Annotated in this window: 13 protein-coding genes and 4 tRNA genes; 8 read left to right on the top strand and 9 right to left on the bottom strand. The window is 71.5% G+C overall.

All coding sequences use genetic code 11. The features are described 5' to 3' along the window. Positions 1-932: hypothetical protein (locus tag C2L59_RS20635; RefSeq protein ID WP_146060415.1), on the bottom strand; the 932-nt coding region annotated here is incomplete at its 3' end. 382 nt (positions 933-1,314) lie between these two features. Here C2L59_RS20635 and C2L59_RS20630 point away from each other — a divergent pair. Together C2L59_RS20630 and C2L59_RS47525 are read left to right on the top strand one after the other, a co-directional pair. Then, positions 1,315-3,513: a tetratricopeptide repeat protein gene (locus C2L59_RS20630; protein WP_103351139.1), complete on the top strand. Its 2,199-nt coding sequence runs from the start codon at positions 1,315-1,317 to the stop codon at positions 3,511-3,513. Positions 3,514-3,849: 336 nt separating this feature from the next. Next, on the top strand, positions 3,850-4,008 hold the full coding sequence (locus tag C2L59_RS47525; RefSeq protein ID WP_158263096.1) for a hypothetical protein: 159 nt from the start codon (positions 3,850-3,852) through the stop codon (positions 4,006-4,008). A 16-nt stretch (positions 4,009-4,024) separates the two neighbouring features. Here C2L59_RS47525 and C2L59_RS49870 read toward each other — a convergent pair whose 3' ends face one another. From C2L59_RS49870 to C2L59_RS47520, 6 genes are all read right to left on the bottom strand, one after another. Next, complete coding sequence (locus tag C2L59_RS49870; protein WP_255410275.1) at positions 4,025-4,147, bottom strand: hypothetical protein; 123 nt, start codon at positions 4,145-4,147, stop codon at positions 4,025-4,027. A 76-nt stretch (positions 4,148-4,223) separates the two neighbouring features. Continuing rightward, positions 4,224-4,661: an MFS transporter gene (locus C2L59_RS49120; RefSeq protein WP_233223607.1), complete on the bottom strand. Its 438-nt coding sequence runs from the start codon at positions 4,659-4,661 to the stop codon at positions 4,224-4,226. 241 nt (positions 4,662-4,902) lie between these two features. Continuing rightward, a complete protein-coding gene (locus C2L59_RS20620) occupies positions 4,903-5,769 on the bottom strand; it encodes an alpha/beta fold hydrolase (protein ID WP_103351137.1) in 867 nt (288 codons plus the stop codon). Between the two features lie 368 nt (positions 5,770-6,137). Beyond that, positions 6,138-6,209: transfer RNA gene (locus C2L59_RS20615), tRNA-Glu, on the bottom strand. 33 nt (positions 6,210-6,242) lie between these two features. Next, a tRNA-Arg gene (locus C2L59_RS20610) sits at positions 6,243-6,318 on the bottom strand. 53 nt (positions 6,319-6,371) lie between these two features. Then, positions 6,372-6,440 (bottom strand) — tRNA-Trp (locus C2L59_RS47520). A gap of 333 nt (positions 6,441-6,773) precedes the next feature. Here C2L59_RS47520 and C2L59_RS20605 point away from each other — a divergent pair. Then, on the top strand, positions 6,774-7,835 hold the full coding sequence (locus C2L59_RS20605; protein WP_146060414.1) for a hypothetical protein: 1,062 nt from the start codon (positions 6,774-6,776) through the stop codon (positions 7,833-7,835). A gap of 94 nt (positions 7,836-7,929) precedes the next feature. Beyond that, complete coding sequence (locus C2L59_RS20600; protein WP_103351135.1) at positions 7,930-9,138, top strand: Ig-like domain-containing protein; 1,209 nt, start codon at positions 7,930-7,932, stop codon at positions 9,136-9,138. Here C2L59_RS20600 and C2L59_RS20595 read toward each other — a convergent pair. After that, positions 9,095-10,381: an alpha/beta hydrolase gene (locus tag C2L59_RS20595; RefSeq protein ID WP_103351134.1), complete on the bottom strand. Its 1,287-nt coding sequence runs from the start codon at positions 10,379-10,381 to the stop codon at positions 9,095-9,097. The genes C2L59_RS20600 and C2L59_RS20595 overlap by 44 nt on opposite strands. A 56-nt stretch (positions 10,382-10,437) precedes the next feature. Here C2L59_RS20595 and C2L59_RS20590 point away from each other — a divergent pair, with 56 nt between their 5' ends. After that, positions 10,438-10,998 carry a helix-turn-helix domain-containing protein gene (locus C2L59_RS20590; RefSeq protein WP_103351133.1) on the top strand — a complete coding sequence of 187 codons (561 nt, stop codon included), beginning with the start codon at positions 10,438-10,440 and terminating at the stop codon, positions 10,996-10,998. Positions 10,999-11,054: 56 nt separating this feature from the next. After that, on the top strand, positions 11,055-11,495 hold the full coding sequence (locus C2L59_RS20585) for a hypothetical protein (protein WP_233223605.1): 441 nt from the start codon (positions 11,055-11,057) through the stop codon (positions 11,493-11,495). A gap of 18 nt (positions 11,496-11,513) precedes the next feature. Here the strand turns inward: C2L59_RS20585 and C2L59_RS20580 are convergent. Further along, positions 11,514-11,586: transfer RNA gene (locus C2L59_RS20580), tRNA-Thr, on the bottom strand. A gap of 180 nt (positions 11,587-11,766) precedes the next feature. Between C2L59_RS20580 and C2L59_RS20575 the strand changes: the two genes are divergently transcribed. Together C2L59_RS20575 and C2L59_RS20570 are read left to right on the top strand one after the other, a co-directional pair. Then, positions 11,767-13,272: a threonine/serine exporter ThrE family protein gene (locus C2L59_RS20575; RefSeq protein ID WP_103351131.1), complete on the top strand. Its 1,506-nt coding sequence runs from the start codon at positions 11,767-11,769 to the stop codon at positions 13,270-13,272. Between the two features lie 81 nt (positions 13,273-13,353). Further along, a complete protein-coding gene (locus C2L59_RS20570; RefSeq protein ID WP_103351130.1) occupies positions 13,354-14,787 on the top strand; it encodes a trehalose-6-phosphate synthase in 1,434 nt (477 codons plus the stop codon). Positions 14,788-14,803: the final 16 nt, after the last annotated feature.

The raw sequence follows: 14,803 nt of genomic DNA, 5'->3' as shown, positions 1-14,803 counted from the left end.
CGGAAACTCGTGTGCACCTCACCCGCGTTGTCGAGGAACAGCGGTTTGCGCGCGGGCAGCGGGTCGTGGGCGTCCTTCGAGAGGTCGCCGTCGATGCGCCAGACGCGCTGCGGCGGCTCGCGCCGGTCGAACCGGACGTTGAGCTCGAAGCTTTCGCACAGGAATTCCGGCGTGCAGCAGTAGAACGGGGCCGGCAGCTCGGCCAGCCGGATGCGGAAGAAGAACTCGTGCTGGTCCCCGGCGTCGAGCGGCTGCGGCGGCCGCAGGGTGAAGGCGACGCGGGTGGAGCTGACCAGGCGCACGGAGTGCACCTCGCCGCCGGCGACGACGTCGATGCCGAGGCCGGACAGGTCCGGCGGGCTCGTCGTGCTGGCCGGGCGGGCGAGGGAGATCGCGTGCTCGATCTCGGCCAGCCCGGCGACGTGGCTGACCACCTTGCGGGTTTCGAACACCTCGGCGGCGGTCCCGGTCAGGGTCAGGTTGACCGCGAGGTCCGAGGTGTGCCAGGGACCGTCCTGGCTGTTCGCCGAAACACCCCCGAACGGCGACGGCGCCCCGTACGCGGCTTCGGCGATCAGGTAGATCACGTCGTCGGCGCGACGCTGCATGGTGCGCACGTTGCGGTCGGCCCCGGTGCCCAGCAGCTCCAGGCGCTGGGTGTAGCGCTCGTTCGCGCCGGTGCCGAAACCCAGCACGATCCGCGCCGTTTCCCGCTGCGACCCGGGCAGTTTCTCGATCAGCCGGCGAAGCGTGTCGACGACCTTGCCGCGAACCGTTCCGGCGTTGTCCTCTTCGCGGACACCGCACACTTCGCGCAACCGTTCGCCGGCGATTGCGGGCAGGTTCTTCGCTTGGGCACCGAGCCCCTTGCGAAGCAGTTTCAGCTCCGCTGAGAGAGCGTTGATCTTCGCGTCGGCTGCCTCCTGAGCCAAGCCGCCCACCTCCGTCTTGGTCGTTGCCGGGGAAGTGTACTCAGCATCGCCCACCGCACCCGACGCCGTCACCTGTTTCCGGCGGTTTCCGGATCCGGGAAACCGGGCCGGTCGAAGCGGTTTCTCCTGATCGGCAACAGGAAACCCCTGTTGCCGCGGAAATCGCCGGGTCAGGCTTGCGTCGTCGAAATCCTTCGGCAACAAGGAACCCGCCGCACGAAACGGCGGCGGGGGTGATCGGAAAGGATGAACACGATGCACACGCACCTCATCATCGTGCTCGGCCAGCTGGTCTCCCTGCTGGGCTGACCAGGAGCAGGCCGGCGGGCCCGGGCCGCCGGCCGGCCTTCCCCCCGTTCACCGAATACAGGATGATCGATCCATGCCGGACTTTGGAGCGGAATTGAAGCGTCGACGAACGTCGGTCGGCATGTCACTGACCGGCCTCGCGGCGTCCGTCCATTTCACCAAGGGCTACCTCAGCAAGGTCGAGAACGGCAAGGTCCGGGTGAACCGCGACCTCGCCAAGGCCTGCGACGACGCGCTGAAGGCCGGCGGAGAACTGCTCGCCCTGGTCACGGAATCCGCATTCCCCGGCCGCCGCAGCGCCGGCGGCCTCGCCGGCCTGCCGGACAGCGGCCGGCACTTCGTCGGCCGCGGCACCGAACTCGACCGGCTTTCCGCACTGCTCCTCGGCCCGGACGACGCCCGCGTCGGCGTCGTGCACGGGATGGCGGGCGCCGGCAAGACGGCGCTGGCCGTCGCCGCCGCCCGGCAGGTCGCGGGCTCCTTCCCCGACGGCTGCCTCTTCTTCGACCTCCGGGGCCACACCCCCGGCGCCGCCGAGCTTTCCCCCGGCGAGGCCCTGCACCGGCTGCTGCGGCTGCTCGACGTCCCGGCCGGCCAGCTCCCCGCCGACGAGGACGGCCTGGCCAACCTGGCCCGGGACCAGCTGCGCGGGCGGCGGATGATCCTGGTGCTCGACAACGTCCGCTCCGCCGAGCAGATCCGCGCCATCGCCGGCGGCGAAACGCCGTCCCGGATCCTGGTGACCAGCCGGGGCCGGCTGCCCGCCCTCGACGACGCCTGGCACTTCCCGGTCGGGGTCCTGCCGCTCGCCGACGCCGTGCACCTCCTGCGGTCCGTCGCCGGGGACCACGCGCCGGCCGACGAGGCCGTGGCGACCGAGATCGTCCGCTACTGCGGTCAGCTGCCCCTCGCCGTGCGCATCGTGGCCGCCCGGTTCATCGCCGGCGGCTGGACCGCGGCGAAACTGCGTGACCGGCTGGCCGACGAGACCACCCGGCTCGGCGCGCTGGAGGACGGCGAGCGGAGTGTGGCGACCGCGTTCGCCGTCTCGTACGAAGCGTTGCCGCCCGACCAGCGGCGGCTGCTGGGCCTGCTCGCCCTGCACCCGGCGGCCGCGGCGGAAACCGGCGCGGTCGACGCGCTCGCCGGCCTCGGCCCCGGCGAAGCGGACCGGCTGGTGGACCGGTTGCACGACGCCCACCTGGTCGTCCGCGACGAACGGGGATACGTCGAGCTCCACGACCTGATGCGCACCTTCGCGGCGAAACACGCACTGCCCGAGGTCGGGCCGGAAGACCGGGAAGCCGCCGTGCGCCGGCTCGTCGACCACCTCGTCGCGATGACGCTGGCGGCCGACGAACTCGCCGAGCCCGACCGGTTCCGCCCGGCCACCGGCCTGCCCATCCCGCGTGACCTGCCGTTTTCCGACGCGAACAGCGCGCTCGCCTGGCTGGGTGCGCAATGGCCGGTCCTCGCCGACATCGTCGATTCGGCGGCCCGGCACGGGTTGCCCGACCGCTGCTGGCAGCTGGCGTTCGTGCTCCGCGCGTTCTTCTTCCGCGAGAAACTGTTCGAGCCGTGGATCCGCACGCACGAGCGCGCGCTCGAGGCGGCGCGCGCGGCCGGCAACCCGAGCGCGACGGGCATGATCCTCAACAACCTCGGCATGGCCTACCTCGAGTCGGGCCGCGTCGCCGAAGCCGTCGCCCACCACCAGCAGGCCCAGGAGGAGTTCGCGCGGGCCGACGACGACCGCGGCGCGATCGACGCGCTGTCCAGCCTGGCGTGGGCGCGCCTGTACCGCGGCGAAGCCGAGGCGGCCCTGGCCGACCTGACGACGGTGCTGGCCGTCTACCGCCGGACCGGGCGCACCCGGAACGTGATGATCGCGCTGCGCGGCATCGCGCTCGCGTCGGCGGCCCTCGGCCGGTTCGCCGAGGCGCTGGCCGCCGCCCGCGAGGCGACCGGGCTCGCCCAGCTGCCGGTCGACCGCGCGATGTCGGCGAGCTGCGAGGCGTGGGTGCACTTCCGGGCCGGCGACTGGGACGACGCCGAGCACCGCTACCGGCACGCGGCCGAGGTGGCCGACGACGCCGGCAGCGAGTACGAGCGGGCGCGGGCGTTGACGGGCTTGGGCAACACGGCGGCCGCGCGCGGCGACCGGCCCTCGGCGCAGCGCTGGTGGGCGGAGGCGGCGGCCTACCGGGTCACGCTCAACCCCGCCGTGCTCGGCGAGGCCGAATACCGGAACCGGCCGGCGTTCACCGAGTGACCCACACCGGGAAACAGGTCAAAAACAGGACATTTACCGGACACGGCCCCCGGCGCGGTAGCGAAGGCACCCGGCGCGGCGATCAACGCCGGGAAAGCCGAAACCGTGGTGAGGTCGCCGTCATGAATACGCACTGAAGTTCCGCAGGCCGGGAAACCCCGGCACCCGGTGACCGCCGCCGTCGCCGGGGTTTCCTGGCCGGAGGCCGTTTCCGGCAACGGGAAACGCCTTGTCGCCCGCCGGTCGCGTGACACATCATGAATGCAGTCCGCAATTCCGCGAAACCCGCGGAACCCATCGCCCCCGTGTCACCGGGGAAATCGCCAGGAGCCTGCCATGATGGTCGTCTGTTCCGTGTCCGCCCTCGTCCGCACGGCCCTGTTCATCGTCGGGCTCGCGCTGGTCGCCGGCCTGGCCCTCGCCGGGCCGTCCGAGTCGGCCACCACGCCCGGCTCCGGCCGGGCGGCGTCCACTTCGGAATCCGTCACGCGCTGATGCGCGCACCCGGCCGTCAGTGCGTTCCCGCTCCCAGGTGCTCGACCAGCCTGGCCAGCTGGCCGGCGTACCGCCGGACGAACCCGGACTGGTCGCTTCCGGCCCCGGTCAGCCCGGCCACCACGTGCGGCAGCGTCACGGGGCCATCGCCGCCGCCATCAGCAGCACCGTGAGGCACTCCGGGCCGGCCCACTCCGGCAGGCGGCCTTCGGCCTTCAGCGCCGAGAGCTGCTCGACCGTCCCGGCCAGGCGCCGGGCCCGCGGCTCGTGGTCCGGGTCGCTGTCCGGGCCCTCGTACTCCAGCCCGACCAGGCCAACAGCCGGACGCCGTCACGGCTGGTGAGGGCCTCCAGGGCGAGCCCGCCGATGGGCACGTTGACCAGGAAGATCGCCCGCCAGCCGGCGCCGAACAGGTCGGCCTCGGTCAGCGCGCCACCCGGCAGCGGCCCGGCGAGCCCGCCGAGCGGGAACGCGGCCGCGTACCACGTCATCGCCTTCGGCCGCTCCCGCTCGTCGAACTCCGCGTGGATGACCGACCGGACCTGCGGCACCATCAGGCCGGAGCCGACGCCCCGCACGACCCGCGCGGCAATCAGCACTCCGACGTGCCCGGCCAGGCCGGCCGCCAGCGAGGCACCGGTGAACACGAGCATGCCCGCCACGAACAGTTTCCTCGTGCCGTGGCGGTCGCCCAGCCGGCCCCCGGTGCTCAGGGTGAACTGGATGAGCTGTGGGCACTGGCGGTCACGGTGACAGCCGTGCTGTGGACATGATCGACACCCAGATCGTGGCGGTGGCCCTGCCGGCGATCCGGCGTGAGCTGGGCGCCGGCGATGCCGCGCTGCAGCGGGTCTCGGCGGGCTGGGGTTCGCGGTGCGGTAGAGAGCCGTTGGTTCAGCCTTCGAGCACCTCCCGCAGTTTCCGGGCGAAAGCCTCGGGCTGACCGGCATAGCCGAACTCGCCGCCGAGGAAGCCGCCGTGGTGGCTCGGGAAGACAGTCGCCTCCTGCCCGAGCAGCGCGGCTGTCCCGATCGCCGCCCGCCCGGTGAAGACCTCCCGCGATTCCTCGCCGACGGCGACGACGATGCGGGTGGGCGCCGCAGCCAAGGCCTCGACGTCGGGCTCGTAGGCGGTGACGGCCAGGGAGCGCTCGGACAACAGCGGGTCGTCGCGGCGGCCGTCGTCCTCGGTGGGCAGGCCGGCCTGGGCCGGATCGGCCGGCGGGAGCGCGAAGTAGTCGTCGGTGAACTCGCCGCGCCACGACCCCATCGCCATGAACGCCGCCATCCCGGCGCCGAACCCCTTGGCCTGGTAGGCATCCCGCATGCCTTGGGCGGCGCGCTCGGCCGCGCCGGCGTCGGGCAGCGCCCGGACGAGCGGCGGCTCGTGGGCGACGAGGGTGCCGACGTCGCCGGGGTGCGCCGCGACGAGGGCGAGTGCGGCGACCGCGCCGCCGCTGCTGCCGAAGACGTCGACCGGGCCGGCCCCGAGCGCCTGGACGACGGCGTGGAGGTCACCCGCCTGGACGGCGGGCACGTGGTCGTCGCGGCCGTCCGTGCGGACGCTGCGCCCGAGCCCACGCGGGTCGTAGGTGACGACGGTGCGGTCCGGGAAGTGCGACGCCAGGGTGCCGAAGCCCTCGGCGGTCATCGGCTGTCCGACCAGGAGCAGCGGTGGCCGCGGGCTTTCGGCGGGCGCCGGGCCGTGGACGTCGTAGACGATGGCGGCTTCCGGTGTTTCCAGTGTGTGCGTGGTGGCCATGGGTTCCTCCCCCGGTTCAGGTCTCTTCCAGAGGCTAAACCGGGGGTCCGACAGTTTCCGCCGCCCGGAGACCCGCCCGGGAGTCGAACCCGGTACCGGCGGCTTTGCAGGCCGCCTCATGACCGTCATGACACGGGTCAGTGGTGCAGTCGCGCGCCGTGGTGTCGATCCACGTCCGCGGGGCTCATGAGGCCCCGCTGGTTGCCGAACCGCGCGCGTGAGTGGCCGGCCGGACTCGCACCGGCTTCGCCCGGGGCCACAGCCCGGGGCCTCGTCTCCTTCGGCATCGGCCACGGTGGAAGACGTGGGTGTCGAACCCACCGAGGCGATCGTGCAGGGATCGCCCGCGCTCCGGCGCGTCTCCCCGGTAGCGCGTCCGGGAGTCGAACCCGGGTCTCCCGGGTGAAAACCGGGGATCCGTACCGCTGGACCAACGCGCCGCCGGGCCGGCGCGCCCCTCTCGGCGCGTCGGCTGGTGCCCCCGGCAGGAGTCGAACCTGCGACCTGCGGCTTCGGAAGCCGCCGCTCTGTCCACTGAGCCACGGAGGCGCACCCGCGTCGCCCGCACTGGTTGCGGCCGAGACGAGCGCAGGAAAAAACGGCACCGGCGGAAGGAGTCGAACCCTCGGGCCGTGGTTTTGGAGACCACGCCGCTTCCGAAGCACGCCGATAAACAATTGCGGGAACACAAAAATAGAAAGCCGCCCGGCTCGGTTTCCCGAGGGGCGGCTCCCGTGTCACGACCAGGATCAGGTCATGGCAGAGAGCCAGGAAGGCGGTGGCACCGCGTCGACACACAGGCGGCGTGCCACGCTTCCCGCGTCCACATGTGCGTCATGATCACTCCCAACGGTTCTTTCGTGTGGCACCATCATCACGCAGCCCGGCGCGTGCGGTCAACGTATTATCGAAAGCAATTCCACGCAGTGGACCGGCTACCTCGTTCGGGGCAACTTCCGCGGACTGCTGGCCGCCGGGCGGCCCGGAGGCACATAGTGGACGTCATGACGGGCCCAGTCCGGCGGGATCGGCGCGCGCAACCGGCCGGCGGCCCTCGGGGCGACCGGGCGAACCGGCACGACGGCACGCCGGCGGTCCGGCGCATCCAGGCCCTGCAGCGCCACGCGGGCAACCAGGCGGTCGCCGGGCTGCTGGCCGTCCAGCGCACCGGCCAGGAGGACGTGGCCCAGTTCAAGCAGTACGTGAAGGACGGCGACTGGGCCCGCGCGGCCTGGCAGCTGGCGAACTCCGACGCCAAGGACAGCTTGACGGCCCTGGTGAGGTCGTTGACCCCGGCCCAGCTGGCGAACCTGACCGAGGGCGCCCGGCACCACGGCGCGACAACGGTGGTGGACGCCGTGGTCGCCGTCAACCGCCGGGCGGCGATCATCGGCACGGTCCGCTTCAACGTCTGGCGCCACGACTGGGCGGAGGCCGCCCGCTACCTCAACGGCATGGAGCACACCGACGGCCGCAGGCTGGAGGACTCGATGCTGGCGTCCGGCCTGCTCGACCACGCCGGCCTGATCGAGATCATCAAGCTGAACAAGAACCTGAAGCTGCGTGCGGGCGACGCGATAACCTTGGCGGGCAAGCAGTTCATCGTCTACGAGGCCACGGTCCGCTTCGACGGGACACTGGCCTGGCGCACGAACAACCCGGGAGCGCTGCGAAAGGACGAGCCCCTGTCGGGCTCGATAGGCCACGACGAGCGCCTGTTCTTGATCTTCCCGGACGAAGCCACCGGCCGCAAAGCGGCGCGGGAGAACCTCCGGTTCCAGCTGTTCCACAACCCGGACCTGGGCGAGGACCCGACGCTGCTGGAGGTGATGGAGGCGTACGCGCCGGCAACGGACGGCAACAAGCCGGACGTGTACGCGCAGAAGATCGCCGACGCGTTGCACGTGACGCCGCAGGCGAAGGCCCGGAGGTTCACTTCGGCGCAGACGGAGACGATGCTGAACACGATCATGGGCACGGAGACGACGACGGAAGGGACGGAGAAACCGCACGACTCGAAGGACCTGCCCCGCGACCTGCTGGGGCTGCTCGGCCAAGGAGGCTGACGGCGGCTTTCCGGGCCGTCCCCCTTTCGGGACCGCAAGAGACCCGATCGTTACTCAACTCCGGCGCTTCTCGAACGTCTCAACGAGCGTGAGAGTGATCCGCATCGCCGGGCTGGGCTTGGCCGTCCTGTTGCTGGCTGCCTGCAGTGGGCAGACCGAAACCGCGGGGACTGCGCTGGCAGTCGGAGTAGCCGGTGCCACCGGGACCGCCACCACCTCCGGCGTGCCCGCCGCCACCGTCGCCTTCGGCACCGGGGACCAGCTGAGCCCCAAGGACCCGATCGTCGTCAAGGCGTCGGGTGGAACCCTGCAGGCGGTCACCGTCACCAACCCGCAGACCGGCAACGGCGTCAAGGGCGAGCTCTCGCCCGACAAGACGACGTGGACCAGCCACGACTCGCTCCGGTACGGGGCCACCTACCAGGTGGCCGCCACCGCCGTGAACCCGGCGGGCGACGCGTCCGAGCAGCGCGGGGAGGTGCACACCCTCAAGCCCACCGGGGTGGCCACTCCCGCGCTCTTCCAGGCCGCGTCCGGCGACTTCGGGGTCGGGCTGGTCATCGGGCTGAAGTTCGACCGCGACATCGCCGACAAGGCCACCGTCGAGAAGTCCTTCAAGGTGACGTCCTCGCCCGCACAGGACGGCGGGTGGTACTGGGTGGGCAAGCGCGAGGTGCACTTCCGGCCCAAGGACTACTGGAAGGCCGGCTCGACCGTGAAGCTCGAGACCACGACCTTCGGCATGCCGATCGGCGGCGGCCTGTACGGCGGCCAGGACGTCTCGGCCACCTACAAGGTGCACGACTCCTGGATCGCCAAGGCGGACGGCAAGACCCACCAGATCAAGGCGTTCCACAACGGCCAGCTGGTGAAGACCGCGCCGATCAGCATGGGCAAGACCGCCGACAGCCCGCCGCGGGGTCCGACGCCGACCTTCAACGGCACGCACACCGTGCTGGGGAAGGAAGAGCACAAGATCATGGACTCCTGCACCTACGGCGTCTGCAAGGGTGACCCCGGCTACTACAGCGCGCCGGAAAACTGGAACGTCCGGATCTCCGGCGACGGCGAGTACCTGCACGAAAACCTGAAGACGGTCAGCGTGCAGGGCAGCGACAACGTCTCCAACGGCTGCCTCAACATGAACACCGAAAACGCCAAGTGGTTCTTCGACACCTTCAACGTCGGCGACGTCGTCGAGGTCACCAACTCGGGCGGCCCGCAGCTGGCCATCAACAACGGCCACGGCGACTGGGCCATCAGCTGGACCGCCTGGCAGGCGGGCAGCGCCCTGCGCGGCTGAGCCACCCGGCGATGTCGGCGACCACGGCCGGGTCGACGTGCTGCGGCGACTCGTACGCGGAGGGTTTCGAGGGCCCCTCGCCGCGGAAGAACATGTGGTCGTCGGCGTCGTGGACGCGGATCGTGGCGTCGGGGTGCCGCGCCAGGGCCGCCCGCCAGCGCGCGAGGTCGTCGGCCACCGTCACCTGGTAGTCGCGGCCGCCCTGGAGGACGAGCATCGGCTTGGCCAGCGCGGCCGCGGTCGCGACCGGGTCGTAGCCGCGCAGGTCCAGCCAGTACGACGCCGGCCAGCCGAAGAGCAGGTCCGCCGACGGGGTCGAGGGCGACAGGCCGGGACTTTCGACGAGCGCGGCCTGCCGGGTGACCGACTCCACCGCCGCCGCCGTGGCCGGCCCGGGATCCAGCTCCGCGAGGTAGCGGACCACGCGAACGGCGGCCTGGCCCAACGGAACCGTGTCGCCCGCGAGGCACACCACGCCGGCGACCGCCGGGTCGGCGGCCGCGACCCGCGGGGCCGCCTTGCCGCCGCCGCTGTGGCCGAGGACGAACACCCGCCCGGCGTCCACGGTCCGCTGCTGCCGCAGCAGGTGGACCGCGGCGAGCGCGTGCGGCAGGTACTCCTCGGCCATCGTGAAACCGGGCTCGGAACCGGCGTGGCCGTGGGTGTGGGTCACCTTGTCGAACCGGACCACCGCGACACCGCTGGAGGCCAGCCCCCAGGCCAGGTCCTTGAACGGCTTGTTCGGCCCGGTCGTCAGGTCGCGGTCGCACGGCCCGGAACCGAGCAGCACCACCCCCGGCCACGGGCCACGCCCCTTCGGCAGGGTCATCGTGCCGGGCACCGCGAGCGGGCCGGAGCCCACAGTGACCTCGCGCTCGCCGAACCGCTTCGGGGCGGCGTACGGCGGAGGCTCCCAAGTCGCCCCGGCCGGTGGCGCGAGCCGGAGGCCGTGCAGCAGGCCGGCGTCGTCGACCGACATGACCACGGTGAGCCCGCCGCGTTCGCAGGTCACCGGAACGCGCACCCGGACCAGCCCCGCCTGGGCCGGCTCGCTCACCGGGCCTCCGATGGCCGAAACCGGCCCGATCCGGGCGATCTCCCCTTCCCAGCCGACCCGCAGCGTCTCGGCGGACGCCACCGCCCGCAGCCGCGGCGCGAACAACGCCTCGACGTCGGCAAACCGCCGTCCGCCCACCAGCCCGACCACCGTCACGGCGACCGCCGCAGGATCCCCACCCGTCATCGTCCCCTACCTTTCTCATTTTTGCGAACGGTAGCACCGCGTGAGACAGTTGGGTAGTGGACACTTTGGAACTGCTGGCCCATCCGGTCCGGCTCCGGATCGTGCACGCCATGCGCGGCGGCCGGACGCAGACGACGGCCCAGCTCTGCGCCCTGCTGCCGGACATCTCGAAGGCCACGGTGTACCGGCACGTCGACCTGCTCGCCGCCGGCGGAATCCTGGAGGTGGCCGAGGAACGCCGGGTCCGCGGAGCCGTCGAGCGCCACTACCGGCTGCGCCCGGAACGGGCCGCCATCGACCCTGGCACGGCCGCATCGCTGTCGCGCGAAGACCACCGGCGCGGCTTCGCGGTGGCGGTCGCGGCCCTCATCGCGGAGTTCAACGCCTACCTGGACCGCGAATCCGCCAACCCGGCCACCGACCCGGTCGGCTACCGGCAGCACGCAATCTGGCTCGACCGGGAGGAGCTGATCGCGATGAACACGGAACTGCGCGACGCGATCCTGCCCCGCCTGGCCAACGAGCCCATCCCAGGCCGCACCCGGTACCTGCTCAGCCCGATCCTCTTCCCCAGCGAGCACCCCGAACTCGCACCGCGAGACGGCGCCACGGAATAGGATCCGTGCCGGCACGGCCGGGACAGCTGCGGAGGGCAGGCATGACACCCGTTACGTTGGCGAGCATCGAGATCATCCCGCGGGTCCTGCAACTCGTGGTGGGCGTACTCGGCTTGATCTTTTCGATCCGCGGGCGCGCGAGGGGCGTCTCGGGCCTCATGGCGGGCGCGTTCGCCGTCATGCTCATCACGACGACGGCGAGCATCGTGTGGCAGTTCGTATCGCTGAACGCGGCGTCTTGGAGCAGCTCGAACCACCTGGACCTGGACGAGATCCAGCTGATCTTTCTGGCGGTTGGCCTCCCACTCGACGCCGCCTCGGTGCTCTCCTGGCTTTTGGTCGCCATCGCCGTCGCCAAGGGAGGGCGGCCGGCCCGCCACCCCGGCTTCGCCCCGTATCCGGGCCCGGGCGGCTATCCGATGGCGGCGCAGCCGGGTTTCGTTGGTCCCCAGCCGGGTTATGGCCAGGCCGGGCCGCCGCAGCAGCCGCCGCACTGACGCCTCGATGCTTTCTTGAGCCGGCAAGGGGGCTCGAACCCCTGACCTTCTGTTTACAAGACAGATGCTCTACCAGCTGAGCTATACCGGCCTGGCGCCAAGACGCCGGGCTCAGTGTATCGGGCCGCCGCCCTTGATCCGTTCGGGAGGCATGATCCGCAGGTCCAGGCCACTATGGAGGGACGTGGTGAAGCCCACTGCAACGGTCCGCGGGTAGCCGTCGATGGTCATCGGGGACGAGCGAGGAGACGAGCGAGGAGGTGGATGGATCATGAAGATCAGCGAGCGCACCAACGGGGGCCGGGCGACCAGATGGCCGCTGCTCGAACCCCCCGAACAAGCGCAGCGACCTCGGGCCCACCGCCCCCACCTCCTCAAGCAGCGCCCCTGGCACGTCCTCGAAGCGCCCACCGGGGAGTTTCCCGCCGTCGACGCCGATGAGGCCATGGGGCCGCAGCTGCCCGACGAGGCCACCGTCAACTTCGTGCTCGACCTCTCCCTGCGGGTCGGCGAAGTGCAGATGGCCAGCGGGGCCGGCGCGTCGGACGTCACCGCGACCATCATCGCCATCGCCGGGGCGCTCGGGCTGCCGCACTGCGAGGTCGACGTCATCTTCACCTCGATCACCGTCACCTGCCACCGCGGGACCGACCTGACGCCCATCACCGCGCTGCGCGTCGTGCGGAGCCGGAGCCTCGACTACACGCGGCTGACCGAGACCGAGAAGCTCGTCCGCAAGATCGTCCGCGGGCACATGGGGGCCGAGCAGGCGCAGACCGAGCTCGAGCGGATCACCTCCGCGCCGCACCCGTACCCGCGCTGGGTCGCGACGCTGTCCTGGGGCGGGGTCGCCGCGTTCGTCACCATCCTGCTCGGCGGGGGCTTCGACATCGCGCTCGTCGCCTTCGTCATCAGCGGTGTCATCGACCGGGTCGGCCGGGTCGTGAACCGGTACGGGCTGCCGTTCTTCTTCCAGCAGGTCGTCGGCGGGCTGGTCGCGACGCTCTCGGCCATGGTCATCGTCAGCAGCAACGTCCTGACCACCGACAAACCCACGCTGGTCGTCGCGGCCGCGGTCACCGTGCTGCTGTCCGGGCTGTCCACCGTCTCGGCCGTGCAGGACGCCATCACCGGCTACAACGTCACCGCCGCCGGCCGCACCATGGAGACCGCGCTGATGTCGGCCGGCCTGATCGCCGGGGTCGTGCTGGCCCTGCGGATCGCCGTCATGCTCGGCCTGCCGCGCACCCCGCTGCCCGAGGTGACCGGGTCGACGCCGCAGCAGCTGCCGCTCGTCGTGCTCGGCGGGGCCGGCGCCGCCGCCTGCTTCTCGCTCGCGAGCTACTCCAAGATGCGCGCCATGCTGGTCGCCGCGGCCGCCGGGGGCATCGGCGCCGCCGTCTACGGCGCCCTCATGCTGGCCAGGCTGGACGGCGTCAGCTCGTCCGCGGTGGCCGCGACGCTGGTCGGTTTCTGCGGTGGCGTGCTCGCCCGGCGGCTCGGCGTTACTCCACTGGTCGTAGCCGTGTCCGGGATCACTCCGCTGCTTCCGGGCCTGTCGACCTACCGTGGTCTGTACCAGATCGGGGTCGAACCGAGCGGCAACATCTCGACCCTCATGACGGCCGTCGCAATCGGGCTTGCGCTGGCAGCGGGCGTGGTACTCGGGGAATGGCTGGCCCAGCCGGTGCGCACCGGACTGGGCCGGCTCGAGCGGCGGTTCGCCGGACCACGCATGGCTGGTCCGCTCGAACCGACGGAGCGGAGCTTGGAGTAACCCGACGGTCACTGACTGTTCATCGCCTACGCGATAGGGTTTCACTCTGGGGCCGCGACCCAGGACGCGAGGAGCAGGGACGTGACGGAGAACGGAAACCAGGCCGATTTCGTCGTGGTGGCGAACCGCCTGCCGGTGGACCTCGAACGCACGACGGACGGCGAACGCCGCTGGACGGCCAGCCCGGGCGGGCTCGTGTCCGCCCTGGAGCCGTTCCTCCGGTCACGGAAGGGCGCCTGGGTGGGCTGGCCGGGCATCCCCGACGTCGACGTCGACGAGTTCGACGACGACGGCCTCGTGCTGCACCCGGTTTCGTTGAGCGCCGACGAAGTCCGCGACTACTACGAAGGTTTCTCCAACGCGACGCTCTGGCCGCTCTACCACGACGTGGTCGAGCGCCCGGTGTTCGACCGCGCGTGGTGGAACAGCTACGTGAAGGTGAACCGCCGGTTCGCCCAGGCCAGCGCCGAGGTCGCCGCCCAGGGCGCGACGGTGTGGATCCAGGACTACCAGCTGCAGCTCGTCCCGGCGATGCTGCGCGAGCTGCGGCCGGACCTGCGCATCGGCTTCTTCCTGCACATCCCGTTCCCGCCGGTCGAGCTGTTCATGCAGATGCCGTGGCGCGCCGCGATCATCCGCGGCCTCACCGGCGCCGACCTGGTCGGCTTCCACCGCCCCGGCGGGGCGCAGAACTTCCTGTGGCTGTGCCGCCAGCTGATCGGCCTCGAGTCGACGCGCGGCGCGGTCGGCGTCCGGTCGCGGCCGGGCACCATGCAGGTCGGCGACCGGACGGTCCGCGTCGGCGCCTTCCCGATCTCCATCGACGCCGCCGGGCTGGACACCCTGGCCCGCACGAAGGGCGTCCAGGAACGGGCCGCACAGCTGCGCCGCGACCTCGGCAACCCCAAGACGGTCATGCTCGGCGTCGACCGGCTCGACTACACCAAGGGCATCGACCTGCGGCTGCAGGCGCTGCACGAGCTGCTGCACGAGGGCCGGCTGCAGCCGGACGACGTCACGTTCGTCCAGCTCGCCACCCCGAGCCGGGAGCGCGTCGAGCACTACCAGCGGATGCGCGGCGAAATCGAGCAGATGGTCGGCCGGATCAACGGCGAGTTCTCCCGCGTCGGCCACCCGGTCGTGCACTACCTGCACCAGTCCGTGGACCGCACGGAACTTGCCGGGTTCTTCTCCGCTGCGGACGTCATGGTGGTCACCCCGCTGCGCGACGGCATGAACCTGGTCTGCAAGGAGTACGTCGCCGCGCGCCACGATCTGGGCGGTGCGCTGGTGCTTTCCGAGTTCGCGGGCGCGGCCGCGGAGCTCTCTAGCGCATTCCTGGTCAACCCCCACGACCTGGACGGGGTGAAGGACGCACTAGTGGCTGCCATTACGCTCGACCCGGCAGAGGGCCGTCGCCGGATGCGCGCCATGCGTCGCCAGGTCCTCACCCATGACGTCGACCGTTGGGCGCGCTCGTTCCTGCAAGCGTTGGGTGCCGAAGGGGTCGACTGACACAGTCCTGACCCAT

The sequence above is a fragment of the Amycolatopsis sp. CA-128772 genome (genome assembly GCF_002904295.1).
Classification (GTDB): Bacteria; Actinomycetota; Actinomycetes; order Mycobacteriales; family Pseudonocardiaceae; genus Amycolatopsis.
Note: the sequence above shows the minus strand (reverse complement) of the source record. Positions and strands in the feature narration are given on the sequence as shown.